Source organism: Actinocatenispora rupis (assembly GCF_016861975.1).
GTDB classification, from domain to species: domain Bacteria; phylum Actinomycetota; class Actinomycetes; order Mycobacteriales; family Micromonosporaceae; genus Actinocatenispora; species Actinocatenispora rupis.
In genome coordinates this window covers 37,915-62,167 of the sequence record NZ_BOMB01000047.1, presented here as the reverse complement: position 1 = coordinate 62,167, position 24,253 = coordinate 37,915, and the positions used below count along the sequence as shown (strand labels likewise).

Annotated in this window: 23 protein-coding genes; 12 read left to right on the top strand and 11 right to left on the bottom strand. The window is 73.7% G+C overall.

Annotated elements, in window-relative coordinates:
• Nucleotides 1-25 precede the first annotated feature (25 nt).
• From Aru02nite_RS33005 to Aru02nite_RS32990, 4 genes are read right to left on the bottom strand one after another with little or no spacing between them, the layout of a single operon-like run.
• On the bottom strand, nucleotides 26-1,468 hold the full coding sequence (locus Aru02nite_RS33005; RefSeq protein WP_203664194.1) for an FGGY-family carbohydrate kinase: 1,443 nt from the start codon (nucleotides 1,466-1,468) through the stop codon (nucleotides 26-28).
• Nucleotides 1,465-1,974 carry a ribose-5-phosphate isomerase gene (locus Aru02nite_RS33000; RefSeq protein WP_203664193.1) on the bottom strand — a complete coding sequence of 170 codons (510 nt, stop codon included), beginning with the start codon at nucleotides 1,972-1,974 and terminating at the stop codon, nucleotides 1,465-1,467. Before Aru02nite_RS33000 ends, Aru02nite_RS33005 begins: the two co-directional genes overlap by 4 nt.
• Nucleotides 1,971-3,701, bottom strand: coding sequence for a dihydroxyacetone kinase family protein (locus Aru02nite_RS32995; RefSeq protein ID WP_239077102.1), 1,731 nt, complete (start codon nucleotides 3,699-3,701; stop codon nucleotides 1,971-1,973). Before Aru02nite_RS32995 ends, Aru02nite_RS33000 begins: the two co-directional genes overlap by 4 nt.
• Before the next feature lie 13 nt (nucleotides 3,702-3,714).
• A complete protein-coding gene (locus Aru02nite_RS32990; RefSeq protein ID WP_239077101.1) occupies nucleotides 3,715-4,359 on the bottom strand; it encodes an HAD family hydrolase in 645 nt (214 codons plus the stop codon).
• A gap of 487 nt (nucleotides 4,360-4,846) precedes the next feature.
• On the opposite strand from Aru02nite_RS32990, the gene Aru02nite_RS32985 reads away from it, so the two are divergent.
• From Aru02nite_RS32985 to Aru02nite_RS32965, 5 genes are read left to right on the top strand one after another with little or no spacing between them, the layout of a single operon-like run.
• On the top strand, nucleotides 4,847-6,709 hold the full coding sequence (locus Aru02nite_RS32985) for an ABC transporter substrate-binding protein (protein ID WP_239077100.1): 1,863 nt from the start codon (nucleotides 4,847-4,849) through the stop codon (nucleotides 6,707-6,709).
• A 43-nt stretch (nucleotides 6,710-6,752) separates the two neighbouring features.
• On the top strand, nucleotides 6,753-7,802 hold the full coding sequence (locus Aru02nite_RS32980; RefSeq protein WP_203664192.1) for an ABC transporter ATP-binding protein: 1,050 nt from the start codon (nucleotides 6,753-6,755) through the stop codon (nucleotides 7,800-7,802).
• Entirely contained in the window at nucleotides 7,799-8,878 is a 1,080-nt protein-coding gene (locus tag Aru02nite_RS32975; protein ID WP_203664191.1) for an ABC transporter ATP-binding protein, read from the top strand. Before Aru02nite_RS32980 ends, Aru02nite_RS32975 begins: the two co-directional genes overlap by 4 nt.
• Before the next feature lie 11 nt (nucleotides 8,879-8,889).
• The gene (locus tag Aru02nite_RS32970) at nucleotides 8,890-9,834 is read left to right on the top strand and encodes an ABC transporter permease (RefSeq protein ID WP_203664190.1); all 945 of its coding nucleotides are present in this window, start codon (nucleotides 8,890-8,892) and stop codon (nucleotides 9,832-9,834) included.
• 7 nt (nucleotides 9,835-9,841) lie between these two features.
• Nucleotides 9,842-10,807, top strand: coding sequence for an ABC transporter permease (locus Aru02nite_RS32965; protein ID WP_203664189.1), 966 nt, complete (start codon nucleotides 9,842-9,844; stop codon nucleotides 10,805-10,807).
• Between the two features lie 123 nt (nucleotides 10,808-10,930).
• Here Aru02nite_RS32965 and Aru02nite_RS32960 read toward each other — a convergent pair whose 3' ends face one another.
• From Aru02nite_RS32960 to Aru02nite_RS32950, 3 genes are all read right to left on the bottom strand, one after another.
• Nucleotides 10,931-11,941, bottom strand: coding sequence for a CU044_5270 family protein (locus Aru02nite_RS32960; protein WP_203664187.1), 1,011 nt, complete (start codon nucleotides 11,939-11,941; stop codon nucleotides 10,931-10,933).
• The gene (locus Aru02nite_RS32955) at nucleotides 11,938-12,549 is read right to left on the bottom strand and encodes an RNA polymerase sigma factor (RefSeq protein ID WP_203664185.1); all 612 of its coding nucleotides are present in this window, start codon (nucleotides 12,547-12,549) and stop codon (nucleotides 11,938-11,940) included. Before Aru02nite_RS32955 ends, Aru02nite_RS32960 begins: the two co-directional genes overlap by 4 nt.
• Before the next feature lie 87 nt (nucleotides 12,550-12,636).
• Entirely contained in the window at nucleotides 12,637-13,833 is a 1,197-nt protein-coding gene (locus tag Aru02nite_RS32950; RefSeq protein WP_203664183.1) for a helix-turn-helix domain-containing protein, read from the bottom strand.
• Between the two features lie 166 nt (nucleotides 13,834-13,999).
• On the opposite strand from Aru02nite_RS32950, the gene Aru02nite_RS32945 reads away from it, so the two are divergent.
• Nucleotides 14,000-14,311 (top strand): hypothetical protein, encoded by a 312-nt coding sequence (locus tag Aru02nite_RS32945; protein ID WP_203664181.1) that lies wholly within the window; start codon nucleotides 14,000-14,002, stop codon nucleotides 14,309-14,311.
• An 8-nt stretch (nucleotides 14,312-14,319) separates the two neighbouring features.
• Here the strand turns inward: Aru02nite_RS32945 and Aru02nite_RS32940 are convergent, their stop codons facing one another.
• Entirely contained in the window at nucleotides 14,320-15,162 is an 843-nt protein-coding gene (locus Aru02nite_RS32940) for an NAD(P)H-binding protein (protein ID WP_203664179.1), read from the bottom strand.
• Between the two features lie 152 nt (nucleotides 15,163-15,314).
• Here Aru02nite_RS32940 and Aru02nite_RS32935 point away from each other — a divergent pair, with 152 nt between their 5' ends.
• Entirely contained in the window at nucleotides 15,315-15,494 is a 180-nt protein-coding gene (locus tag Aru02nite_RS32935) for a hypothetical protein (protein WP_203664178.1), read from the top strand.
• A gap of 12 nt (nucleotides 15,495-15,506) precedes the next feature.
• Here the strand turns inward: Aru02nite_RS32935 and Aru02nite_RS32930 are convergent, their stop codons facing one another.
• Nucleotides 15,507-16,718 carry a PucR family transcriptional regulator gene (locus tag Aru02nite_RS32930; protein ID WP_203664177.1) on the bottom strand — a complete coding sequence of 404 codons (1,212 nt, stop codon included), beginning with the start codon at nucleotides 16,716-16,718 and terminating at the stop codon, nucleotides 15,507-15,509.
• A gap of 133 nt (nucleotides 16,719-16,851) precedes the next feature.
• On the opposite strand from Aru02nite_RS32930, the gene Aru02nite_RS32925 reads away from it, so the two are divergent.
• The 3 genes from Aru02nite_RS32925 to Aru02nite_RS32915 are packed head-to-tail and all read left to right on the top strand — an operon-like array spanning nucleotide 16,852 to nucleotide 20,811.
• Nucleotides 16,852-17,757: an SGNH/GDSL hydrolase family protein gene (locus tag Aru02nite_RS32925; RefSeq protein WP_203664176.1), complete on the top strand. Its 906-nt coding sequence runs from the start codon at nucleotides 16,852-16,854 to the stop codon at nucleotides 17,755-17,757.
• Nucleotides 17,758-17,776: 19 nt separating this feature from the next.
• Entirely contained in the window at nucleotides 17,777-19,756 is a 1,980-nt protein-coding gene (locus Aru02nite_RS32920; protein ID WP_239077099.1) for a hypothetical protein, read from the top strand.
• Nucleotides 19,757-19,770: 14 nt separating this feature from the next.
• Nucleotides 19,771-20,811 (top strand): tyrosine-protein phosphatase, encoded by a 1,041-nt coding sequence (locus Aru02nite_RS32915; protein WP_203664175.1) that lies wholly within the window; start codon nucleotides 19,771-19,773, stop codon nucleotides 20,809-20,811.
• A 201-nt stretch (nucleotides 20,812-21,012) separates the two neighbouring features.
• Here the strand turns inward: Aru02nite_RS32915 and Aru02nite_RS32910 are convergent, their stop codons facing one another.
• Nucleotides 21,013-21,945, bottom strand: a complete 933-nt coding sequence (locus Aru02nite_RS32910; RefSeq protein ID WP_239077098.1) for a VOC family protein — start codon at nucleotides 21,943-21,945, stop codon at nucleotides 21,013-21,015.
• On the opposite strand from Aru02nite_RS32910, the gene Aru02nite_RS32905 reads away from it, so the two are divergent.
• Both Aru02nite_RS32905 and Aru02nite_RS32900 read left to right on the top strand, forming a co-directional pair.
• On the top strand, nucleotides 21,918-23,264 hold the full coding sequence (locus Aru02nite_RS32905) for an RNA polymerase subunit sigma-70 (protein ID WP_308446290.1): 1,347 nt from the start codon (nucleotides 21,918-21,920) through the stop codon (nucleotides 23,262-23,264). The two genes, Aru02nite_RS32910 and Aru02nite_RS32905, sit on opposite strands and share 28 nt — an antisense overlap.
• Before the next feature lie 52 nt (nucleotides 23,265-23,316).
• Complete coding sequence (locus Aru02nite_RS32900; RefSeq protein WP_203664172.1) at nucleotides 23,317-23,949, top strand: maleylpyruvate isomerase family mycothiol-dependent enzyme; 633 nt, start codon at nucleotides 23,317-23,319, stop codon at nucleotides 23,947-23,949.
• On the opposite strand, the gene Aru02nite_RS32895 is transcribed toward Aru02nite_RS32900, so the two are convergent.
• Nucleotides 23,921-24,217, bottom strand: coding sequence for a hypothetical protein (locus tag Aru02nite_RS32895; protein WP_203664170.1), 297 nt, complete (start codon nucleotides 24,215-24,217; stop codon nucleotides 23,921-23,923). The two genes, Aru02nite_RS32900 and Aru02nite_RS32895, sit on opposite strands and share 29 nt — an antisense overlap.
• Nucleotides 24,218-24,253 lie beyond the last annotated feature (36 nt).

The following is a 24,253-nucleotide window of genomic DNA, read 5'->3' as shown; positions in this document are numbered from 1 at the left end:
ATCCGGCCACCGTACCGGCGGCGGGTCAGCGGGGCCAGAGGTTCCGCGCGGCGGACTGGTGCGCCAGGTACCGCTGGTAGGCGTGCTCGTAGTGGCGGGCGTCGGCCGGGTCGGGGTCGACGACGCGGGCCGGTGCGGTCCACGCCGCGACGTCCGGGGTGTGGCCGCCGGCGGCGAGGCCGGACAGTACCGCGCCGCGGGCGCCGACCTCGCTCGCGGCGAGTTCGAGGGGGCGGGCGAGGACCGCGGCGAAGATCTCCAGCCACGGCAGCGACCGGGTACCGCCGCCGCAGACGACGAGCCGGCCGGACAGCCCCGCGGATTCCAGGCACTGCCGCGCCGCGAACGCCAGCGACTCGCACAGCGCGCGCACCAGGTCCTCGCGCGTGGTGGTCAGGCTGATCCCGGTGAACTGGCCGCGCGCGGCCGGGTCCACGAACGGGGCGCGCTCCCCCGACGGCGCCAGGTACGGCAGGACCTCGACGCCGTTGGCGCCCGGCGCGGTGGCGCGCAGTACGCGGTCGAGGTCGGTGTGGGTGAGGCCGAGCAGCGACAGGGTCCAGTCCAGCGACGCGGTGCCGACCATCGCCGGCATCGCCCGCAGCCAGCGCCCGGGCGTACCGGTGGCGAGGTGCATGCCGGCGGGGGTGCTCGCGGTGTCGACCGTGTCGACGAGGACCTGGCAGGCCAGGGTGGTACCGAGGGTGAGCAGGCCGTCGCCGGGTTCCCGGACGCCGCCGCCGATCGCGCACGCCGGCAGGTCGAACGGCCCGTCCGCCACCGGCGTACCGACGGGCAGGCCGAGGTCGGTCGCGCCGGGGCCGTGCACGGTGCCGAGCGGCAGCGGGGTGACGACGGGGGCGAGCAGGTCGGCGCGGTGCGCGAGGCCGCACAGGTCGAGCGCGTCCGCCGCGTACCCGCCGGCATGGTCGCCGAACGGCAGCGAGGCGTCCGAGGCGTCGGTCGCGCGCACCCCGGTGAGCCGCTGGAACACCATGTCCTTGCAGTACGCGGCGGTGGCGGCGCGGTCGAGGCTGTGCGGCTCGTGCTCGTCCAGCCAGTACAGGAGGGGGGCCTGGGCGCCGGGGAACAGCGTGTTGCCGTTGACCCGGAACAGCGCCTCGGCGATGCCGGCGCGGTCCCAGTCGGCGAGGATGCCGGCGGCGCGGGCGTCGAGCCAGGAGATCGCCGGGCGCACCGGGTGCCCGTACGGGTCGGTCAGCCAGCAGCCGTCGCCCTGCCCGGTGACGGCGGCCAGCGCCACGTCCCCGGGCTTGGCGCACACCTCGTACGTGAGGTCGCGGACGGCCTCGACGACGAGCCGGGCGTCCTGCTCGACGTGACCGGGCGCCGGGTGTCGCAGCGGCAGCGTACGGGCGGCGGTCGCGACGACCTCACCACGCTCGGTGAACAGGGCGAGCTTGGCGACCGACGTACCGAGGTCGATGCCGAGGTAGCGACCGGTCACCCGCACCCCTCGTACTCGTCGAGCACGGCGACCTTGTCCGCCGACGCCGAGGCCGGGTCGAACACGTGTCCGAGCCATTCGCGGACCAGTAGCCGGGCCAGTTCGATGCCGATGACGCGCTGGCCGAGCGTGAGGACCTGGCAGTTGTTGGACTTCACGGAACGTTCGACGGAGAAGCTGTCGTGCGCGGTCGTCGCGCGGACACCGGGCACCTTGTTGGCGCTGACCGCCATGCCGATGCCGGTACCGCAGACGAGCAGGGCACGGTCGGCCTCGCCGGCCGCGACGCGTTGCGCGGCGGCCAGGCCGATGTGCGGGTACGCGGTGTGGTCGCCTTCGTGCACCCCCAGATCCTGCACCGAGGCCACCCGGGGGTCGGCGCGCAGGTCCGCCGTGAGCCGTTCCTTGTACGCCAGCCCGGCGTCGTCGCAGCCGACCACCAGCCGCCAGCCGCCCGCCGGGGCGCCGTCGGTGTCCGGTCCGGGCTGTCGTGGATCCGCGCTCATGTGTCCTCCTCCGGGGTGAACAGGGCGGTGCCCGCGGCGTGCAGGCACGCGGCCATCGAGGTGGCTCCGGCGTCGGGGGTGCCGACGCTGCGGGCGGCGAGCGGCCGGGCCCGACCCAGCTTCGGTACGAGGTCGGCGGTGGCCGCGGCGCCCGTGCGTGCCGCGTCCACCCCGGTACGCCAGGCCGTCCCGGTGCCGGCGCCCGCGTCCAGCGCCGCCTCGAACGCGTCGACGAACGGCAGCAGCGCGTCCAGCATGGTCTTGTCGCCGGGCCGGGCCTTGCCGACGGCGACCAGTTCGGTGACGCCCGCCCGTACTCCGGCGCGGAGCCGGGCGGCGTCCGGTGCGGCGTCGTCGCCGAGTACGGCGCCGACTGCGCGCAGCACGACGCCCCACAGCATCCCGCTGGTACCGCCGGCCCGGTCGCCGAACGCGTCGCCGGCCGCGGCGAGCGTGCCGCCCAACCCGCCCGGGTACGCGTGGGCGGCCTGCGCCGCGGCGCGCAGCCCGCGGACCATGCCGGTGCCGTGGTCGCCGTCGCCGGCCACCGCGTCGATGCGGCCCCATTCGGCGGCGTCCCGCTCGGCGACGGCGAGCATCGCGTCGAGTACCGCGCGGGCACGGTCGGCCGCGCGTACCGAGTCGGGGTCGGCGTCGGGGACCGGGCCGGTGGCGGGTGTGGCGGCCCGGATCGGGGCTGCGGCGGCGAACCGTGGCAGGTCGGTGACCGCGCCGCGGCGGAACGCCGGGGTGTCGGCGGGCGCGGCCCACAGCTCGGCGAGGTCGTCGTCGAGCCACAGCAGGGTCAGCGACACGCCGCCCATGTCGAGGCTGGTGACCAGTTCGCCGACCTCGGGCAGCTCGACGGTGAGCCCGGCGTCGGCGAGGATCGGGCCGAGGTGGCGCCACAGCACGAACAGTTCCTCGTACTTGGTGCCGCCGAGTCCGTTGAGCAGTACGGCGATCCGGTCGCCGGCGCCGTCCGGTCGTTCGGCGAGCAGCGGGGCGGCGAGGGTGGCGGCGAGTTCCGGGGCGCGCTGGCGGGGCACGGTCTCGATGCCGGGCTCGCCGTGGATGCCCAGGCCGAGTTCCATCTCGTCGGCGGCGACGGTGAACAGCGGCTCGTCGGCGCCGGGCACCGTGCAGCCGGCGAACGCGATCCCGAAGCTCCGGGTACGGTCGTTCGCCTTGCGCGCCAAGCGTTCCACGGTGTCGAGGTCGTCGCCGCGGTCGGCCGCCGCACCGGCGATCTTGAACACGCAGAAGTCGCCGGCGATGCCGCGGCGCCTCGCCGTCTCGGTGACCGGCGCGGACGCCACGTCGTCGGTCACCAGTACGGTGCGGCAGTCGATGCCGTCGGCACGCAGCCGGCGTTCAGCGGCGCCGAAGTTGAGGACGTCGCCGGCATAGTTGCCGAACGAGAACAGCACGCCGGCGCCGCCGTCCATCGCCCGCCCCGCCCGGTACGCCTGCTCGGCGGACGGGGAGGTGAACACGTCGCCGACCACCGCCGCGTCGGCGAGGCCGGCGCCGACGGTGCCGCAGAACGCCGGGTAGTGCCCGGATCCGCCGCCGATGACCACGCTGACCTTGCCGGCGCGGGGGCCGCCGCGGCGCATCACCACCGACGCGTCGGGTACCCGTTCCACGTAGCGGGAGTACGCGGCGCAGAAGCCGTCGACCATCTCGTCGGGGAACGCGGCGGGGTCGCCGTGGATGTGTGCCACCGGTCGGTTCCTCTCAGCTCAGCAGGGACAGGGCACGGGCCCGCGCGTCGGCGTGGTCGGTCGCGACGTGCCAGGCGAGGGCGAGCGCGTCGGCCGCCGGCGGGTACTGCGGGTTGGGGATGGCGATGACGCGCAGCCCGGCCGCGGCCGCCGCGCGGATGCCGTTGCCGGAGTCCTCGAACGCCAGCCCGTCGCCGGTGAAGCCGACCCGGCGCACGGCCTCGGCGTACACGTCGGGGGCGGGTTTGCCGCGCGCGACCTCCTCGCTGGACACGGTCGCGGCGAACAGGTCCGCCAGCCCGTTGTCGGTGAGGATCCGGTCGATGACCGGCCGCGCCGCCGACGACGCCAGCCCGAGTGGTACGTGCGCGGCGAGTGCGGTGACCAGGTCGCGGGCGCCCGGCAGCAGCGGTCCGCGGCCGGCGTCGATCTGTCCCACCACGTACGCCACGCACCGGTGGCGGACCTCCCCCGCCTCGGCGCCGACCCGTACGGCCAGGTAGGAGGCCCATTCGGGGGCGCTCATGCCCTGCATGGCCCCGGTGTACGCGGGATCCCAGGCGTCTCCCGCGCAGGCCCGCCAGCTCTCCTCCCACAGGTGTTCGGTGTCCGCCAGTACGCCGTCGAGATCGAGGATCGCCCCGCCGACACCGCCCACTTACCTCACCTCTCATGCGAAACTTCACAACCCAAGTGAGAACTGATTCTGCGGGAGAGGACGCGCGCACGCAATAGCCCGGGCCCGACCGGGCGCGGTGCGGCCCGCCACGACACCCCGGTGCGACCGCGACGCCACCGTCCGCGTCCGTCGCGAGCCCCCGGCCCGCCGCACGACCGCGCAGACCACCCGCCGGCCCGTACGGCGGGTGCCGGGTCGGCCGTACGGGCCGGTGGCAAATCCGGTGAACCGCGCGGCCGACGCCGGCGGTCGGGATCGGCTCAACGGGGCGGGACACGGGCCATTGGTCCATTGTGGACACTGGGCCGGTGGGCCGGTAACACCTTGGCCACGAAGGCAATCACTGGATTGCGGAGCGGGACGCTGCGCGTAGCGTCCGGAACCGGGATGCCCGACCCGCGTCACGGGCACCGGAACTGGGGGACGAGACGCGGCATGACGGGCACTCCCGATGCGGAGGTGCGTCATGACAGCAAACCGGCGACGACATCCGATGCTCACCAAGCGGCGGACCGCGGCCGGGGTATCCATGGTGGGCGTGGCGCTCCTGCTCGCCGCGGCGTGCAGCGGCGGCGGCACGAAGTCCACGACCACCGGAGCCAGCGGGCCCGCGAACCGCGCGGCGAACGTCAACGCCAGCGGCAGCCCCACCAAGGGCGGGACGCTCAAACTGATCGGCAACGCCGACGTCGACCACCTGGACACCGCCGCCGCGTACTACACGACCACGTCGACGCTGATGCGGTCGTTCACCAGGCAGCTCTTCGCCTACCCCGCGTCGACCAACACCACGACCGCGAACACGCCGGCCGCGGACGTCGCCACGCAGGTACCGACCAAGAGCAACGGCGGGATCTCCAGTGACGGCAAGACGTACACGATCCACATCCGGCAGGGCGTCAAGTGGGACACCAGCCCGGCCCGTCAGGTGACCGCGTCGGACTTCGTCCTCGGCTTCAAGCGCCTGTGCAACCCGACCCAGAACTCCGTCGGAGCGCCCGGCTACTACGAGGGCGTCATCGCCGGCATGGACACGTACTGCAAGGGTTTCGCGAAGGTGCCGGCGACGGTGGGCGCGTTCAAGTCGTACATCAACGGCAACCAGATCAGCGGGATCCAGGCCACGGACGCCAGCACCCTGAAGTTCACCCTGGTCAAGCCGGCCGGTGACTTCCTCAACATCCTGGCGCTGACGTTCTCCTCGGCCGCGCCGACCGAGTACCTGAACTACCTGCCCGACTCCGCCGACTTCCGGCAGCACACCGTCTCCGACGGCCCGTACTCGATCGCGAAGTACGTGCCGAACCAGTCGTACATGCTGGACCGGAACCCGGCGTGGTCGCAGTCCGCGGACCCGATCCGGCACCAGTACCCGGACCACATCCAGGTGACGCTGGGACCGGACGAGAACGGTGTGCAGCAACAGATCCAGGCCGGTACGCAGGACCTCCAGTGGGACACCACCGTACCGACGACCGACGTGCCGAAGCTCAAGTCGACCAACGACGCCCGGCTGGGCATCTACCCGAACTTCGACACCAACCCGTTCCTGACGTTCAACATGCAGAGCCCGAACAACGGTGGTGCACTGAAGAAGGTCGCCGTCCGCCAGGCCATCGCGTACGCGATCGACAAGGTGGCGCTGGGCCAGATCTACGGTGGCCCGACCCTGAACACGCCGCTGAACCAGGTCGTGCCGCCGGGAAACGTCGGCTACCAGAAGTACAGCATGTACCAGACGCCCGGGAACCGCGGTGACGCGGCCAAGTGCAAGACGATGCTGAAGGACGCCGGATACCCGAACGGCCTGACGCTCAAGGACGTGTACCGCACGTCCGGCAAGCACCCGGCCGTGTACCAGTCGGTGCAGGCGGACCTCGCCAAGTGCGGGATCACCGTCAAGGGCACGCCGTCCGCCGCGTCGGACTACTACGGCAAGTACCTGTCGGACCCGACCGCCGCGCGCAGCGGCGTGTGGGACATCTCCGAGCCCGGCTGGGTGCCGGACTGGTTCGGCAACAACGCCCGCGCGATCATCGAGCCGCTGTTCGACGGCCGTAACTACGGCCCCGGCTCGACCAACTGGGGCGACTACAACAACGCCGCCGTGAACGCGGACATCGACAAGGCGCTGGCCGCCGACACGCCGGCCGCCGCCGCGCCGTACGTGCACTCGGCCGACCTTCAGATCATGAAGGACGCCGCGTTCGTGCCGTTCCAGACCCAGTCGACCCCGCTGTTCCGGTCGACCCGGGTACACAACGCGATCGAGTCGCCGTTCACCGCGGCGTACGACATCACGCAGGTGTGGTTGAACCCGTCGAGCTGAGGAAGGGTCGGGGCGCTCCGGCGCCCCGACCGGGGGTACGGACATGGCACTGTTGGAGGTCCGTGACCTGACGGTCGAGTTCCCGACCACCGACGGGCTCGTCAAGGCGGTGCGGGGCGTCTCGTTCGAGGTGGACTCGGGTGAGACGCTCGGCATCGTCGGCGAGTCCGGGTCGGGCAAGACGGTCTGCACGTTGAGCCTGATCGGGTTGGCCGGCGGTGGCCGGCGCGGCGGTCAGGCCCTGTTCCGCGGGCAGGATCTGCTCACCATGTCGGCCGACGAGCTGCGCGCGGTGCGCGGCGCCGGCATCGCCGCGATCTTCCAGGACCCGCTGTCGAGCCTGCACCCGCTGTACCGGGTGGGCTGGCAGATCGTGGAGATGATCCGCTCGCACGAGGACGTGAGCAAGGCGGTGGCCCGCAAGCGCGCCATCGACCTGCTCGGGCTGGTCGGCATCCCGCAGCCGGCCCGGCGGGTGGACGACTACCCGCACCAGTTCTCCGGCGGGATGCGGCAGCGGGCGATGATCGCGATGGCGCTGGCGCTCAACCCGGACCTGGTCATCGCCGACGAGCCGACCACCGCACTGGACGCGACCGTGCAGGCGCAGGTGATCGACCTGATGGTGCGGCTGCAGAAGGAGTTCCACAGCGGGTTGATCATGATCACGCACGATCTGGGCGTGGTCGCCGACATCGCCGACCGCGTCCTCGTCATGTACGCCGGGAAGGCGGTCGAGACCGCCGAACTCGACGACGTGTTCTACCACCCGCACCACCCGTACACGAAGGGGTTGCTGGAGTCGATCCCCGGCGCGTCCGGTACGCGCGGCAAGCTGCGGCCCATCCCCGGCTCGCCGCCGAGCCTGATCCGGCTGCCGTCCGGCTGCTCGTTCCACCCGCGCTGCCGGTACGTGATGGACCGGTGCCTGACGGACGAGCCGCCGCTGATGGACGTCGGCGCCGCGCACCGGTCGGCGTGCTGGCTGCCGGCGACACTGTCCGGGCTGGCCGAGGGTACCGAGGCGCAGCGGATGAAGGTCGCCGAGGCGGCCCGGTCCGAGGACACCCCGGTCGCGGAAGGTGAGTCATGATCGAGGACACGCCGCAGCCGCCGGCCGGCACCCGGCCGGCCGACGACGACCTGGTACGCGCCACCGGCGTCGTCAAGTACTTCCCGATCCGGCGCGGGATCATCTTCAAGCACGAGATCGGCCAGGTGCGCGCCGTCGACGGCGTCGACCTGACCGTACGGCGGGGCGAGACGCTGGGGCTGGTCGGCGAGACCGGCTGCGGCAAGTCGACGCTGGCCCGCTGCCTGACCCGGCTGTACCCGCTGACGGCGGGGCAGGTGGTGTTCGACGGTACGGACATCTCGACGCTGAACCGGGGGCAGCTGCGGCCGTTCCGGCGGGACGTACAGATGATCTTCCAGGACCCGTACGGCTCGCTGAACCCGCGCCGCCGGGTCGGGTCGATCATCGGCGACCCGTTCGCCATCCACGGCGTCGCCGACGGCGCCGAACGCAAGCGCAAGGTACAGGAGCTGATGGAGCTGGTCGGGCTCAATCCCGAGCACTACAACCGGTTCCCGGCCGACTTCTCCGGCGGGCAGCGGCAGCGCATCGGCGTGGCCCGCGCGCTCGCGCTGCGCCCCAAGCTGATCGTCTGCGACGAGCCGGTGTCCGCGCTGGACGTGTCGATCCAGGCGCAGATCATCAATTTGCTGGAGAGCCTCCAGGACGACTTCGGCCTGACGTACGTGTTCATCGCGCACGACCTGTCGGTCGTCGAGCACGTCTCCGACCGCGTGGGCGTCATGTACCTGGGGCGGCTGGTGGAACTGGCCGAGGTCGACGAGCTCTACCGGCACCCGCACCACCCGTACACGGTGGCGCTGCTGTCGGCCGCGGGTACGCCGGATCCGAACAAGGCGCGGAAGCGGGAACGCATCCTGCTCACCGGCGACGTGCCGTCACCGATCGACCCGCCGTCCGGCTGCCGGTTCCACCCGCGCTGCCCGAAGGCGCGGGACCGCTGCTCGGTCGACGACCCGGTGCTGATGCCCGGCACCGACCGCCGGCCCGGCGCCGAACCCACCGGCGACGGCCACGTGACCGCCTGCCACTACCCGGTCCTGCCCGGTGAGGTGCTTGCCGGCCGGACCTGACGGAGGGCGCCATGTCCACCACCGAACTGTTCGAGAGCGCCGAGGTTCCCACCATCGACACCTCCGGGACGCTCGGGCGCAGTCCGTGGCAGTTGGCCTGGGCGCGGCTGCGCCGGGACCGCGTCGCGCTGGTGTGCGGCGCGTTCATCGTGTTGCTGGGGCTGGTCGCGGCGTTCGCCGGGCCCCTGTCGAAGCTGATCGGCTGGTCGCCCACGCAACAGGACCGGATCAACGGGCTGACCCCGGACGGGCTGCCCGCGCCGCCGTCGGTGCACCACCTGCTCGGTACCGACAACCTCGGCCGGGACGTACTGGTCCGCGTCATCTACGGCACCCGCGTCTCGCTCGCCGTCGGTGTCGCCGCCGCCGTCGCCGCCGTCCTCATCGGCGTCATCGTCGGCCTGATCGCCGGGTACTTCGGCCCCGCCGTCGACGCGATCGTGTCGCGGCTGATGGACGTGGTGCTGTCGTTCCCGTTCCTGCTGTTCGCGATCGCGCTGGTGAGCGTGGTCGGGCCGAGCGAGCTGGTGGAGATCGGGGTGATCGCGTTCTTCTCGTGGGCCGCCGTCGGCCGCATCGTCCGCGGCCAGACACTGTCCATCCGGGAGAAGGAGTACATCGAGGCGGCCCGGTCGTTGGGGGCCAGCGACCGGCGCATCATGTTCGTCGACGTACTGCCCAACCTCGTGGCACCGGTCCTGGTGTACACGACGCTGCTGATCCCGGTGTCGATCGTGTTCGAGGCGACGCTGTCGTACCTGGGGGTCGGGATCATCCCGCCGACCCCGAGCTGGGGCAACATGATCTCCGACGCGCAGGACGTGTACCAGCAGGCCTGGTGGTTCCTGCTGTTCCCCGGCATCGCGCTGATCGCCACGACGCTGGCGTTCAACCTGCTCGGCGACAGCGTGCGGGACGCGTTGGATCCCCGCACCGAACGCCTGTTCGCGAAGTGAGGCCGTCATGGTGCGTTTCCTGATCCGTCGCCTGCTGACCGGCGTCCTCGTGGTCTGGCTGATCAGCGTCATCGTGTTCGCGATCTTCTTCATCGCGCCGCACAACGTGGCGCAGCTGCTGCTCGGCAAGTTCGCCGCGCAGAACCAGCAGCTCGTCCAGACCGTGACCAAGCAGCTCGGACTCGACCAGCCGATCTGGGTGCAGTACGCGCACTTCCTGAACCGGCTGTTCCACGGCGACCTCGGCTACTCGTACTACAGCCACGAGCCCGTGACGTCGCTGATCAAGGCGGCGCTGCCGATCACCGCGTCGCTGGCGATCGGCGCGGCGATCATCTGGGTGGTCGCCGGTGTCCTGATCGGCGTGCTCTCGGCGACCCGGCCGCGCAGCTTCACCGACCGGCTCGCGACCCTGTTCGCGCTGATCGGCCTGTCGTTCCCGACCTTCGTCCTCGGCCTGCTCCTGCTGTACTTCTTCTTCTACCAGCTGCACCTCGCCGGGGTGACGTTCTTCCCCGGCGGTGGGTACGTGCCGCTGACGCAGAACCCCGGGCAGTGGGCGCAGCACCTGATCCTGCCGTGGATCACCCTCGCCGTCGCCTCCATGGCCGTGTACGTGCGGCTCACCCGCGGCCAGATGCTGGAGGTACTCGGCGAGGACTACGTGCGTACCGCCCGGTCGAAGGGTCTGCGGCCGTTGCGCGTCACGTACCGGCACGGGCTGCGGGCGGCGCTGGTGCCGATCGTCACCCAGTTCGGTATCGACGTGGCGACGCTGCTCGGCGGCGCGATCGTCACCGAGCAGGTGTTCGGCCTGAACGGGCTGGGCCGGATGTCGGTCCAGGCGGTCACCAACCAGGACGAGCCGGTGATCATCGCGGTGGTACTGCTCGCGGCGGTGTTCGTGGTGGTCGCCAACATCGTCGTCGACCTGCTGTACGCGGTGCTCGACCCGCGCGTCCGGCTCAGTTGAGCCGGATCCGGCCGCCCTCCCGCGGCCGTTCCGACCCCGGGCCAGGTACGGTCCGGGGCCGGAGCGCACGTGGGATCCGGCCCGCACGACCCGACCGTGCCGGCGGAACCGGCGCCGCCGGGCCTACTTCGGAAGCTGGCCGGCGCGGTCCACCACGGCGCGGCGGGTGACGGCGGTCGAGCCGACGACCGTACCGGCCGGGACGTTGCCGGTCCTCGTCACCTGCACCTGCCGCTCGCCGAGGTAGCCCAGCGAGTGCCGGTCGAACACCCACTCGGTACGGGTGCCCGCCTCCCGGTCCTCCCGCGCCACCGCGACACCCGTACGGCCGGCCGCGTCGGTCGCGGAGCCGACCACGGTGACCCCGGGGATCTTCGCGGCGGCACCGTACAGGGCGGCGGCGAGCTTCGGCGGCAGCAGCGACTCCCCCAGCAGGTCGCCGATCGTCACGAACGCCTCCGCGTCCCGCCCGGACCCGCTCGGGTGCGCGTCGTACGCCGCGTAGATCACCGCGAGCAGGGCGTCCGGATCCGTCGGCAACGTCTTCAGGTACGCGTACGTCGGGGCGTGCAGGTCCGGATGCGGCAGGGTGCCCAGGTCGGTCGACTCGCCCTTCTCGCGCAGCAGGCCGTGCCGGCGGCCGCCCACCGACATCCAGACCCGCCGGGTGTGCGGCTTGTCCACCGTCGTCTTTCCGGTGGCACCGTTGACGTTCGCGAACGCGACGGTGCTCTGCACGTACACGAACTGGTCGGGTCGGGCGGCCGGCGCGGGCTGCTCGTCGGCGGCCAGCGCGATCTTGCCGAGCAGCTGCGGCGCGGTCTCCCGACCGGTCAGCCCGGGTGCCGCGGTACCGCTGTGCGCGGGCGTCGCCCGGTGCGTACCGGTGGGTGGGGTGCCGGCCGACACGCCGACCACCACGACCGCGGCGACCACCGCGGCGGCCGGCGCCAGCGTCCACAGCAGCGCGCGCCGGGACCGCGCCGGCTTGACCGTACGGATCTCACTCATCAGGTACCCCCTGAGCTGGCGTTGGCGGTCGGCCCCGAGATCCGGCTCGCCCGGGGCCGGCAGCAGCCGGCGCAGCTCCGCGTACTCCTCCGGCGTGGGCCGGTCCTGCGGCGTGGCGTTCATCCGATCTCCCGTGTCGACCGGGCCGCGTCCGCGCGGCCACCCTGTACCTGTCCGGTCCGCCCCGCGGGTTCCCGACCGTTCGTGTACGCGCGCAACCGGGTACGGGCGCGGGACAGCCGGGACCGCACCGTGCCCACCGGTACGCCGAGCGCCTCGGCGGCCGCCGCGTAGTCCAGCCCCTCCCAGACGCAGAGGGTGAAGACGTCGCGTTCGGCCGGGCGGAGCCGGGACAGCGCGGCGCGGGCGGCGGCGAGCGCGTCCGCGTCGGCGAGCCGGCCGACCAGGTCGTCGGCGAAGTCCGGTACCCGGTCCGCGGCCGGCATCCGGCTCAGCGCCGCCTGGTGCCGGCGGGCCGACCGGGCCGTGTTGCGCAGGACGTTCGTCGCGATGCCGTACAGCCAGGGCAGCAGGCTGCCGCCGTCCGGTCGCAGGCGGGCGCGCAGCCGCCACGCCTCCAGGAACGTCAGCGACACCACGTCCTCGGCGCCGGCCCGGTCGGCGGTCACCCGCACCGCGTACCGGTACACGGCGGGTGCATGTTCATCGAAGACCGCGCCGAAGCAGGCACGGTCGCCGGCCCTGATGCGGGCCCGTTGCGACAACTCCACGTCCGTACCTGTCCGCTGGCGCCACCGGGTTCCCACCGATCCTGCCCGCCGGGACGGCACGCGCCCGGCAGCGGTGGGTGTGTCGGATCAGCCGGTACGGGCCGGATCGGGATCGGGCCGCAGGGCGTACCTGCCGTTGAGCCCGCCGTAGTAGGCGGGGATCCGGCCCGGTCCGGAGAGCTGGTAGTGGTGCCCGCCGTTGTCCAGCACCGTGCGCCCCGGCCGGCCCTTCGCCGTCCACCGCAGTACGAGGTCGAACGTGCAGTCGTCCATGCGGTTGGCGACGTCGATCTGGAACTCCTCCGGATCGGTGCGCGACACGGTGAACGGGAAGTCGGGCGTGCCCGGCTCGGGTCCGACGGCCGGCTGCGAGCGTCCGACGTCCGTGGCGAAGTACCGGATCGGCAGGTGCGCGCCGCACTCGCCGAAGCTGACCAGGATCCCGGCGGTCGGTGCCGGTCGCCGGCCACGCACGAGTACCGACAGCCCGGTGAGCAGTACCGACTCGGTCTCGGCGCTCTGCACGGTGAGGCTGATCTGGGACTGCGAGACCAGCAGGTCCGCCGTACCCGGGTCGATCGGGTACGGCAGCGGGTGCGACGGGTCGCCGTACCCGTGGGTCGCGGCGACGTCCTGCTGCGCCTGCTGGCGGGTGACGTGGGCGAAGTGCAGCGGCGCGCACGGGCTGACCTGCTCGGCGTGCAACTGGAGCGGCGAGTGGGCGGCGGACGCGGTGGGGTCCGTCCGGCGCCCGGTGCCCGCGCCCGCCGCGCCCGGCGCGTCGCCACGCGTGACGACGACCGCCACGGTGACACCCGTGGCGAGAACGACGGCGGCGGCCAGGGCCCCGACCAGCCGCCGGCCGCGCCGGTGGTCCGGTGCGACCGGCTCGGGGCCCGGCGCTGCGCCGTCGTCCGCTGGTCGGGCACCCTCCGGCATCGTCGGCGGTCCATCCGCGGCCACGGGCGGAGCGCTGGCCGCGGTCGGCTCGGTGGGCGGTTCGGCACCGCGTTGGGCGGCCCGCGCGGCGCGCCATCTGCGGTGGCACTCGGTGGCGCCGTCCGGGCCGGCGAGGGCCCGGCTGACGGCCATGGCCGTGTCGTACGAAGGGAGGCGGTGGCCGGCGAACGCGTCGGCGAGGGTGCTGCGCGGCACCTCCCGAGCGCCAACCTCGCGGGTCAGGCGGCTCAACTCACGCAGTGACGGATCGCCGGCGTCCAGGCGCAACTGGCGCAGCCAGCTGGCGAAGCCGTCGACCTCCGGGTGGGCACGGTCCGACGCCATGAACAACCTCCGGCTGGTGTCCGAGACCGTCCGAACGCGTCCGAATCATAGCGGGATTCGCGCCTTACGGGTCCGGCATCGTCTTCGTCCATCCGACGTACTTGGTGTCCGGATCTGCCGTTGGCGCAATGGACGCGTCGTCGCCGCGTCGTCGTCGGAGGTCACCATGGTCCGCGCCGTTGCCACCGTCCCCCCGTCCGGGCTCGCCGAACTGCTCCACCGGTGGAGCGCGCTGCGTGCGCTCGTGGCCGACGGCCGCCGGTGCGTCACCGAACTCGCCGACCGGACCGGCCTGCCGTACGCGGACCTGGAGCACCTGCGGCAGGTACGCAACCTCTGCGCGCATCCCACGGCGAACCGGTGGCCGTCGCAGCAGGCCGTCGACCGGGCGTTGGGTACCGCCCGATCGGCGACCGCCCGCCTGCAGTCCGCACCACCGCACCGGCCGGGTTCGACCCGGCCGCCGGCGGTCGCGTGACGCGCGGGTCAGGCGGTGAAGTCCGCCGCGTGGTCCACCACCCAGTCCCGGTACGTGCGCGCCGGTCGCCCGGTCACCGCGGCCACGGTGTCCAGTACCGGCTCGGGCCGCTCGCGCATCGCGTACCAGGCGTCGAGTACGGCGTCGGCGGTGTCCGGCGGCCACCCCGCGCCCACCATCCCCCGGTACGACTCGGCCCGGTCGGTCTCCACGTACCGCAGCGGGCGGCCGAGTACGTCGCCGATCGTGGCGACCTGCTCGGCCTGCGTCAGGTGCGCCGGCCCGGTCAGCGGGTACCGGGCGCCGTGGTGCGCGTCGCTGGTGAGGGCGCGGACCGCCACCGTGGCCAGGTCCGCCTCGTGTACCAGCGGCCGGGACAGGTCCGCGTACGGGCCGCGCACCTCGTCGCCGGCGCGTACCTGGGCGGCCCAGGACAGGGTGTTGGTGGCGAACCCGCCGGGCCGCAGGTGCGTCCACCGCAGGTCGGTGGACTCGATCAGCCGCTCCAGTTCGTTGTGCATGCGGCTGATCGGGTCGTCGGCGGTCGCCGCGCCCAACGACGACAGGTACACGACGCGCCGGGCGTGCCGCGCGATCGCGTCGACCGCCGCCGCGGCACCGTCGGCGTGCCCGAACGGCCACACCAGGAACACCGCGCCGACGCCGTGGAGTACCTGATCGAGGCTGTCGGGGTCGGCGAGGTCACCGCGCAGGGCCGCGACCGTGTCCGGCAGCCGCGCCGTGTCCGGGTCGCGGGTCAGCGCCCGTACCGGCAGACCGGCCGCGGTGAGCTGCCGGACGACCTGCCTGCCGACGTTGCCGGTCGCCCCGGTGACCAGGATCGGATCCATCGCGCGTACCCCCAGGTGCTCGTTCGTGTCGGCACCACGGTAGGAGTTGAAGCGCGGTTGAGGTCAACTCCGTTCGCGCCGGGTCTGCCCGTACCGCCGGCGGCGGTGCCGGTAGCCTCGTGAGGCGAACGGTGCCGACGAGGAGGACGGACGTGATCGACACACTGGGGGCGATCGTCGGCGTGCTCGTCCTCGCGGGCGCGGTCGGTCTCATCCTGTTCCGCGGGCCGACGCACGCGAAGATCAAGAGCAAGCTGTGGAAGCTGATCGGCATCTCGGTGCTCGTCCTGCTCGTCATCGGATACCTGCGCGCCCACGACATCCGCAACTGAGCGCGGGCCCGCTCACCGGGCGGTACGGCGGGCCACGAGCGCGGCGGTCAGGTGCGGCAGGTCGGTCGGCCGGGTCGGCGACACCCCGGTCAGGGCGGTGATCCGGCGCAGCCGGTAGTCGACGGTGTTCGGCTGTACGTGCAGCGCGGCGGCGGTGGCGCGCCGGTTCAACCCGTGCCGCAGGTACTCCTCCAGCGTGCGCAGCAGGTCCGGCTTCGCGGCCAGCGGCGCGAGCAGGTCGGCGAGCCCGGTCAGGGCCTCGCTGGGCCGGCTGAGCTGGTAGTCGAGCAGCACGTCGGCCAGCCGGTACAGGCCGGGCGGGCGTCCGGTACGGGCGACCAGCTCGACGATCTCGGCGCCCTGCGCGACGGCGGCGGGCACCCCGGCCGGGTCCACCACCGACGCCGCCGCGGTCACCGTCGTACCGGCGGCGCGGCCGGCGGCGGCGACCAGCTCGCGCAGCGCCTCCCACGGCGGGTCGGCGGCGACCGGCAGCAGGGCCGTACCGCCGGATCCGTCGAGGGCGGTCAGGGTCGGCTCGCCGGCGAACCGGTCCAGCGTGGCGCGCACCCGGCGTACCTTGCGGCGGGTGGCGACCGCGGCGCCGGGACCGCCGCAGCCCTCGTCCGGGTGCCGCGTCAGCGCCAGCGTCATCGCCACGTACCGCGCGGCGGGGCGCGGCCCGGTCAGCTCGTCCAGGCCGTACCCGGAGAGCAGCGCGGTGAGCAGGGCGTGCCGGCCGCTGTGCTCCTCGCTGTCCAGGATCCGCCGCACCTCCAGGTACGCGGCGCTGACCGCGCCCAGTACCCGCCGTTCGAAGTCCAGCACGTGCCGCACGGTCTCCTGCACGTGCGCGAGGTCGTCCGGGCCGGCGCCAGCCGACACCTCCGCCCAACTCATCGCCACCCCGATCTGGTACGCGGCAAGGATCGCGTCCAGCGGTACGCCCTCCTCGGCGCGCTGGGCGGCCGAGTCGCGCTGCGCGGCGAGTTCGGCGTCGTCGACCGGGCGGCGGCGGTCCAGGACGACCGCGAACAGCCGCAGGTTGTGCTGCACGATGCCGGCGATGTCGCCGCCGACCTCCTCGCGCGGCAGCTGCGCGTACACGGGCAGGTCGGCGACCAGACGGGCGACCACGCGGCGGGTGAGGGCGGGGATCCGCTCGCGCAGGTGCGCGGCCACCTCCCGGCCCGCGATGCTCAGCGGTTCCTTGGTACCCGTCACAGATTCCTCCGGCGAAATCTACGGTTCGGTCCAGTTACCAGCGCGCCGCCAGCCCGCCATTATGTCGACATCCCAAGCCGCGCGCCGCCCCCGGTCGCCGGCGGATCCCCCCGAGTACAGCGAGGTGTCGGCGATGGAACCGTTGCAGCGCAACCGAAACAGGCGTCGGCTGGCCGGGCTCGCCGCGGCCGGTGTCGTCGCCGCCGGCTCGGTACTCGCCGGTGCGGTGCCGGCCGCCGCCGCCGACCCGCAGGTGTACGTGGCGCTCGGCGACTCGATGGCGTCCGGCCCCCTCATCCCGAACCCGACCGGGCCGCTGGCCTGCGCCCGCTCCACGCACAACTACGCGCACCTGCTCGCCGCGAAGCTCGGCGTCGCCACGTTCCGGGACGTGACGTGCAGCGGGGCCGACACCGGCGACATGACCTCGCCGCAGAAGCTGTCCATCGGCGGCGTCGACACGGGTACGGCGCCGGCACAGTTCGACGCGCTGTCGGCGGACACCACGCTGGTGACGCTGACCATCGGCGGCAACGACGCCGGGCTGGTCGGCATCGCGCAGGACTGCATGCAGCTCGACCCGACCGCGACACCGTGCAAGGACAAGCTGACCGCGGGCGGCGTGGACCAGGTGGCGGCGCGGATCGACGCGTCGGCGCCGAAGATCGCCGCCACCCTCGACGGCATCCACCAGCGCGCGCCGCACGCCCGCGTCGTCGTCACCGGGTACGGGCTGTACATCAGGAAGGGCGGCTGCTGGCCGGTGCAGCCGGTGCTCCCGGTCGACGCCGACTACCTGCAGGGCGAGGTGCACTACCTGAACCAGACGATCGCCGCGCAGGCCGGCGCGAATGGCGCGACGTACGTGGACGTGGAGACGCCGAGCGCCGGGCACGACTCCTGCCAGGCGCCGTCCGACCGCTGGGTCGAGGGGTACGTGCCGACCGCGCTCGCGGCGCCGCTGCACCCGAACGCCCGCGGTGAGGCCGCGTACGCGGGGATCGTGGGTGCCGCGACGACCGCCGCCGCCCGTGGCTGACGCGTACCGTTCCCGGGTCGTGCGGGGCGCGGTGGTGGGCGGCGTGGTCGTGGCACTCGTCGTCGCGGTGGTCGGGCTCGTCGCGCCGGTCCGGGCCGCCGTGGCCGCGGCGACACCGGGCGGCTGCGACCCACTGGTGGGCGGCGAGTGCCTGCTGCCGTTCCCGAACGACTGGTATACCCGCGCCGACGCGCACAGCGACACGGGCCGGCGCGTGGCGTTCCGGCCGGGCGTACTGCCGGCGGACGCGCTCGGCGTGCCGGTGGATCCGACGGCGTGGAACCGCTCCGACGGGTTCTCCCCCGGCTCGACGCTGACCGTACGGGTGCCCGGGGTGGATCTCGCGGCGAGCCGCGTCGCGCCGGTCACCGACATCGGGGCGTCGCTGCGGGCGGACGCGGCGATCGTGCTGCTGGACACCGACACCGGCACCCGCTGGCCGTACTGGGCGGAGCTGGACGCGCGGGCGACCCGCGCCGACCGGCAGGCGCTGCTGATCCATCCGGCGCGGAACCTCGCCGACGGTCACCACTACGCGGTGGCGCTGCGCGGCCTGGTCGACACCGGCGGCGCGCGAATCCCGCCGCCCGCACCGTTCGCGGCGGTGGCGGGCGCGCGGCTGCACCCGCACGACCCGCTGTACGCCCGGCAGCGGGAGCTCGCGCCGACGCTGCGGACGCTCGCGCGCGCCGGCGTCGGCACCGCCGGGCTGTACCTGGCGTGGGACTTCACGGTTGCCAGCAGCCGCAACCTGACCGGCGACATGACGACGATCCGCGACGACGCGTTCCGGCGGCTCGGTGACCGGGCGCCGGAGTACACGATCGGGGCGGTGACGGACTTCGACGCGGCGACCAACCCGCGGATCGCCCGCGAGGTCACCGGTACGGTGTCGGTGCCGAGCTACCTGTCGCTGCCGGGCGGGCCGTCCGGGTCGGTGTTCGCCCGGGACGCCCGCGGCCGGCCGGTGCACCTGCCGGGCAACACGCAGCTGGCGCGGTTCCGGTGCGAGATCCCGCGCGCGGCGTTCAGTACCCCGTCCCGCCCCGCCCTGTACGGGCACGGCCTGCTCGGCAGCCGCGACGAGGTCGGCGCCGGCAACGTCCAGGCGATGGCGGCCGAGCACGACATCACGTTCTGCGCGACCGACTGGATCGGGATGGCGGCCGACGACGTGCTCACCGTGGTGGGCGCGCTCACCGACGCCAACCACTTCGCCGCCATACCGGAACGCTCCCAGCAGGGCATCCTGGACGCGCTGTTCCTCGGCCGGGATCTGGTGCACCGCAAGGGATTCGCGACCTCGTCGGCGTTCCGTACCGCGGACGGCCGGCCGCTGCTGGACCCGCGCGCCGCGCTGGCGTACGACGGGAACAGCCAGGGCGGGATCCTCGGTGGCGCGCTCGTCGCCGTCTCCCCCGACATCCGCCGCGGCGTGCTCGGGGTGACCGGGATGAACTACTCGCTGCTGCTCGACCGCAGCGCCGACTTCGCCCAGTTCCAGCCGGTACTCGACGCCTCGTACCCGGACAAGCTGCGGCAGCAGCTGGTGTTCGACCTGCTGCAGATGCTGTGGGACCGCGGCGAGACCGACGGGTACGCCGCGCACCTCACCGACCACCACCAGGTCCTGATGCACCTCGCGTACGGCGACCACCAGGTGGCCAACGTGGCGTCCGAGGTCGAGGCGCGGACGATCGGCGCGCGACTCGTGACGCCCGCGCTGGCCGCCGGCCGCAGCCCGGATCTCGTGCCGTACTGGGGGATCCGGCCGGCGGGGACGCTGCCGTACCGCGGGTCGGCGATGGTCGTGTGGGACTCCGGCACGCCGTCGCCGCCCACCACGAACACCGCGCCGGACGGGTCCGGGTACGGCCACGACCCGCACTCCGACCCGCGCAACTCCGCCGCCGCCCGGCAGCAGAAGGCGACGTTCCTCGCCACCGGCACCGTCGTCGACGTGTGCGGCGGCGCCCCCTGCACCGCGAACCCCGCCTGAAGGGACACCGGACGATGAGACGCAGAACCCTGCTCGGCGCCGCCGGACTGGCCGCGCTCGCCGCACCCGTACTGGCCGGCGCACCCGCCTTCGCCGGTACCGGCGGCTTCACCGCGGCCACCGCCACCCGGGACACGACCGGGGCGTACCGGCTGGCGTGGGCGTGCGGCGCGGCGCGGGTGACCGTCACCGCCACGACCGACCCGTACGCCACGACGGGTGTCGCGGTCGGCTCGGGCGCGGGCACCGGCACGCTCGACGTACCGGCGGGCGCGCTGCCGGCCGCCACCCGCTGGTACTTCCGGCTCGTCGCCGACGGCGGTGACGCGCTGGTCGTCGCGGACCGGTCGCTGGGCTTCGCCTCCGCCCGCAACTTCCGCGACCTCGGCGGCTACCGCACCACCGACGGCCACTGGGTACGCACCGGCCTGGCGTACCGGTCGAACACGTTGGCGTCGCTGTCGGACGGCGAGCAGGCCGCGCTCACCGCGCTCGGCATCACCCGCGACGTCGACCTGCGCAACGTACAGGAACGCCACGACGACCCGGATCGGATCCCGCCCGGCGTGACGTACCAGGTGGCGGACGTGGAGGACCTCACGCACGGCGTCGGCTTCCACGACGGCGCGGTCCTCACCCTCGTCGAGGCGGTCGCGCTCGGGCTGCTCGGCGGCACCGGCAACCTCGGCCAGCGCGTCGCGTACCCGTTCCTGGTGGACTTCACCGGCGCGGACCGGGCGTACCGGGGGCTGCTGACGGCGCTCGCCGGCGAGCCGGGCGCCACCGTGTTCCACTGCAGCTCCGGCAAGGACCGGACCGGCTGGGGCAGCGCCGTGCTGTTGAGCCTGCTCGGCGTACCGCGGGCCACGGTGGAGGCCGACTACCTCGCGAGCAACACGTACCTGGGCAACCCGACGGCGGTGGAGTTGAGCTGGCTGCGCGCCGCGTTCGACGAGGCCGACTCCCTGTACGGCAGCGTCGACGGCTACCTGCGGCAGGGCCTCGCCCTCGACGATGCGACGATCGGCGCGCTGCGCACCAAGTTCCTCGCCTGAGCCGCGTGGCCGTCAGCGGTCGTCCGGTGCGTCGCCGCCGGTGCCGGGCGCGGCACGCCGGCCCTGGCCGTGCCGACGAGCCTCACGGACAGGCGGCTCCGTGCGCCCGGCGAGCGCCGGACGCGGGCGCCGGCGTCGGCACGCCACCCGGTGGGTTCCACCGAGCCGCGGTGCGGAAACGCTGGCGTACCAGGGGATCCGTCAGGTGGGGTAGCTGCTCAGCTCGACGAGGTTGCCGTCCGGATCGCGGAGGTACACGGAGGTGATCGGGCCGCGGGCGCCGGTGCGTGGCACCGGTCCCTCCTCGACCACGACGCCGCACGCGGCCAGGTGCGCCAGCAGCGCGTCCGGGGTGGCGTCGACGAGCAGGCACAGGTCGGCGCTGCCGGGCGTGGGCCGCGCCGCGTGCGGCACCACCTCGTGCCCGACCACGTGCAGGTTGATCTTGCTGCTACCGAACGCCAGCGCGCGCCGGCCGCCGCCGAACACCACCGGCCGCATCCCCATCACCCGCCGGTAGAACTCGGTCGTACGGTCGGCGTCGGCGACGGTCAGGACCAGGTGGTCCAGCGCCGTCACCCGTACGGCGAGCGCCTCGTCGCGCGCCGCGCGGGCCGGCGCGGACAGCAGCCGGTCGCAGCGGACGAGCAGCTCGCGCAGCGCCGGACCGTACCGCTCGGCCAGCTCCGCGTTGTGCGCCAGGACGTCCAGCTCGTTGGCCGCGGTGATCTCGGCGAACGCCCGCAGCTCCACCTCCGGTACGACGTGCTCCTCCCCCGTGAACCGGTCGTGCCAGCGCACCGGGTCCTCGCCGAGCCGCGGGTACACGCGGTCGCGGTCGCAGCTGCCGTACCGGTGGACGAGGGCTTCGGCGGGCGCGCCGATCGCGTCGGCGAGGACCTGCCGGTCGGCGACGTCGAGCAGCGGGCGGTCGAACCCGGCCGTCCCGTACGCCGCGTGGCAGAGCCCGGCGAGCTGGACGTCCGGGCCGGCGCCCCAGTCGGCGAGCGTGCGCGCCACCCGGACCAGGTGCGCCAGCAGCGTGCCGCCGGGATGCGCCAGCTCCGCCGCGCCCCGATCGCGCAGGAACGCCTGCGCCGCCTGCCATTCCGGGCCGTCCTCGATCGTCGTCACGGCCCGAGTCTCGGCCACCGCGGCACGCCCGTCAACGACGGACATCACCGCAACAGGAACCCGCCGGCCCCGCCGCGGAACTGCGCGCACTGCTGGCCGTCCACCCCGACGGCCTCGTCAAAGGGCTCAGGGACCTGGTGTCCGGCGTGGTCGTCCTCGTCGTCCTGATCACCGCCAGCCGCCGGGCCCTCGGCTGGGTACTGCTGGCCGCCGCGGTCACCCCGTCCGGCGACACGCTCATCGTGCTGAGCAACGGCGGATCCGTGTCCACCGCCCTCGGCGTACACGGCTGCACCGCCGCCGCGGTACTACTCGGCGCGGTGCTCCTGGCTGAGGTCACGTCGCCGCTGTGCGACGATGGCCGGGTGCCCGGAGTCGAGGACATCGAGGCGCTGCGCGGCCCGCTGACCGGGTACTGCTACCGGATGCTCGGTTCGGCGGCGGACACCGAGGATGCCGTGCAGGAGGCCGTCATCCGTGCGCACCGTCAACTGGGCCGGTTCGATCCGGCCCGTGCGTCGCTGCGCACCTGGGTGCACGCCATCGCGACCAACGTCTGCCTGGACATGCTGCGCGCGGCCCGGCGGCGGGAACTGCTCGCGCCGGTACCGGCCGCCGTGGACGGTGAGCTGGGCGCGCCGCTGCCGGCCGACGCCTGGCTGGAGCCGATGCCGGACAGCCGCACCGTGCACGCCGCCGATCCGGCGGATGTGGCCGTCCAGCGGGAGAGCGTACGGCTGGCGTTTCTCGCCGCGCTGCAGCACCTGCCGCCACGGCAGCGGGCCGCGCTGCTGCTGCGCGAGGTGTTCGCGTTCAGCGCCGCCGAGACCGCGGCGGCGCTGGAGCTGTCCGTACCGGCGGTCAACAGCGCGCTGCAGCGGGCCCGGGCCACGCTCGCCGAGCACCGGCCGGCGCCGGGTGCGGTGGCCGGTCCGGACGACCCCGCGGTACGAGACCTGCTGGCCCGCTACGTCGCCGCGTTCGAGGCGCACGACGTGGCCGCGCTGCGGGCGCTGCTGCACCGGGACACGGTCAGCTCCATGCCGCCGTTCGCGTGGTGGCTGTCCGGACGCGACGACGTGCTGCGCGTCTTCGCCGGTTCGGACGCGTGCGCTGACGACCGGCTGCTGCCGGTCCGTACGAACGGGACGATCGGGTACGGCCAGTACCGGCCCGCCGAGGACGGGACGTTGCGGCCGTTCGCGATCGTCGCGCTGGAGGTTCGCGACGGCCTGGTGACGCACTCGATCACGTTCCTCGGCACCGGGACGCGCTTCGGCGAGTACGACCTGCCGGAGTTTCTGCCCGCGCACCGATGAGTTTCGCCCGCCCGGCACGTACCAGAGGCGTACTGCCGACCAGGAGGGCGAGATGACCGAGAACGACATCCTGCGGGCCGGGGAGGACACCCTGCCGGCCGAGGAGAGCATGCTGCGGGCCGAGACGTACGCCGAACGGGAACGGCTGGCCGCGCTGCTCGCCGGGTTGAGCCCGCAGCAGTGGGCGGCGCCGTCGCTGTGCGCCGGCTGGCGGGTACGCGAGGTGGTCGCGCACATGACCATGCCGTACCGGATGGCCAGCGCGGAGGAGTTCCAGGCAGCGCTGGCCGCGTACGGCATGGACTTCGACCGGTACGCCGACGCCGAGGCGCACGACACCACCGAACGGCTCGGCGACGCCGAACTGCTCGCGGTCTACCGCGACAACGTGCGGCACCCGTGGCAGCCGCCGGGCGGCGGCGCGGCCGGCGCGCTGAGCCACGAGGTCATCCACGGCCTGGACATCACCGAGGCGCTGAGCTTGCCGACCGTACCGGCCGAGCGGATCGCGCAGGTGCTGGCCCACGCCGGGGCGAAGAACCTGGCCTACTTCGGTACCGACCTGAGCGGCATCAGCCTGGTCGCCACCGACGCCGACGTCCGGGTCGGCGACGGCACCCCGGTACCGGCGCCGGTCAAGGAGATCCTGCTCGGCATCACCGGTCGGCGACCGCTCCCGAGCTGACCGACCACGACCCGGCCGGGTGCTCGCGTGTCGAGGCGCGCGGCCCGGCCGGGCGGTCGCGGTTCGCGTCCAGGTAGCACGGAAACGGGCCGTCGACCTCCACCTCCCGCGGTACCGGCAGGCCCGCGTCGGCGACCACGAGCAGGTCACCGTGGCCATCCGTGTGCCCAGCTGGTGCCGGCCGTACGGCGTGAACTGCGCGCAGCGCCTCGGTCGCCGCCGCGCCGGCGCCGCCCAGGGTGATCGCCACCGCCGCCGGCCCCGGCATCACCCGACGGCCGCACACGAGCAATCGGTCGGACCG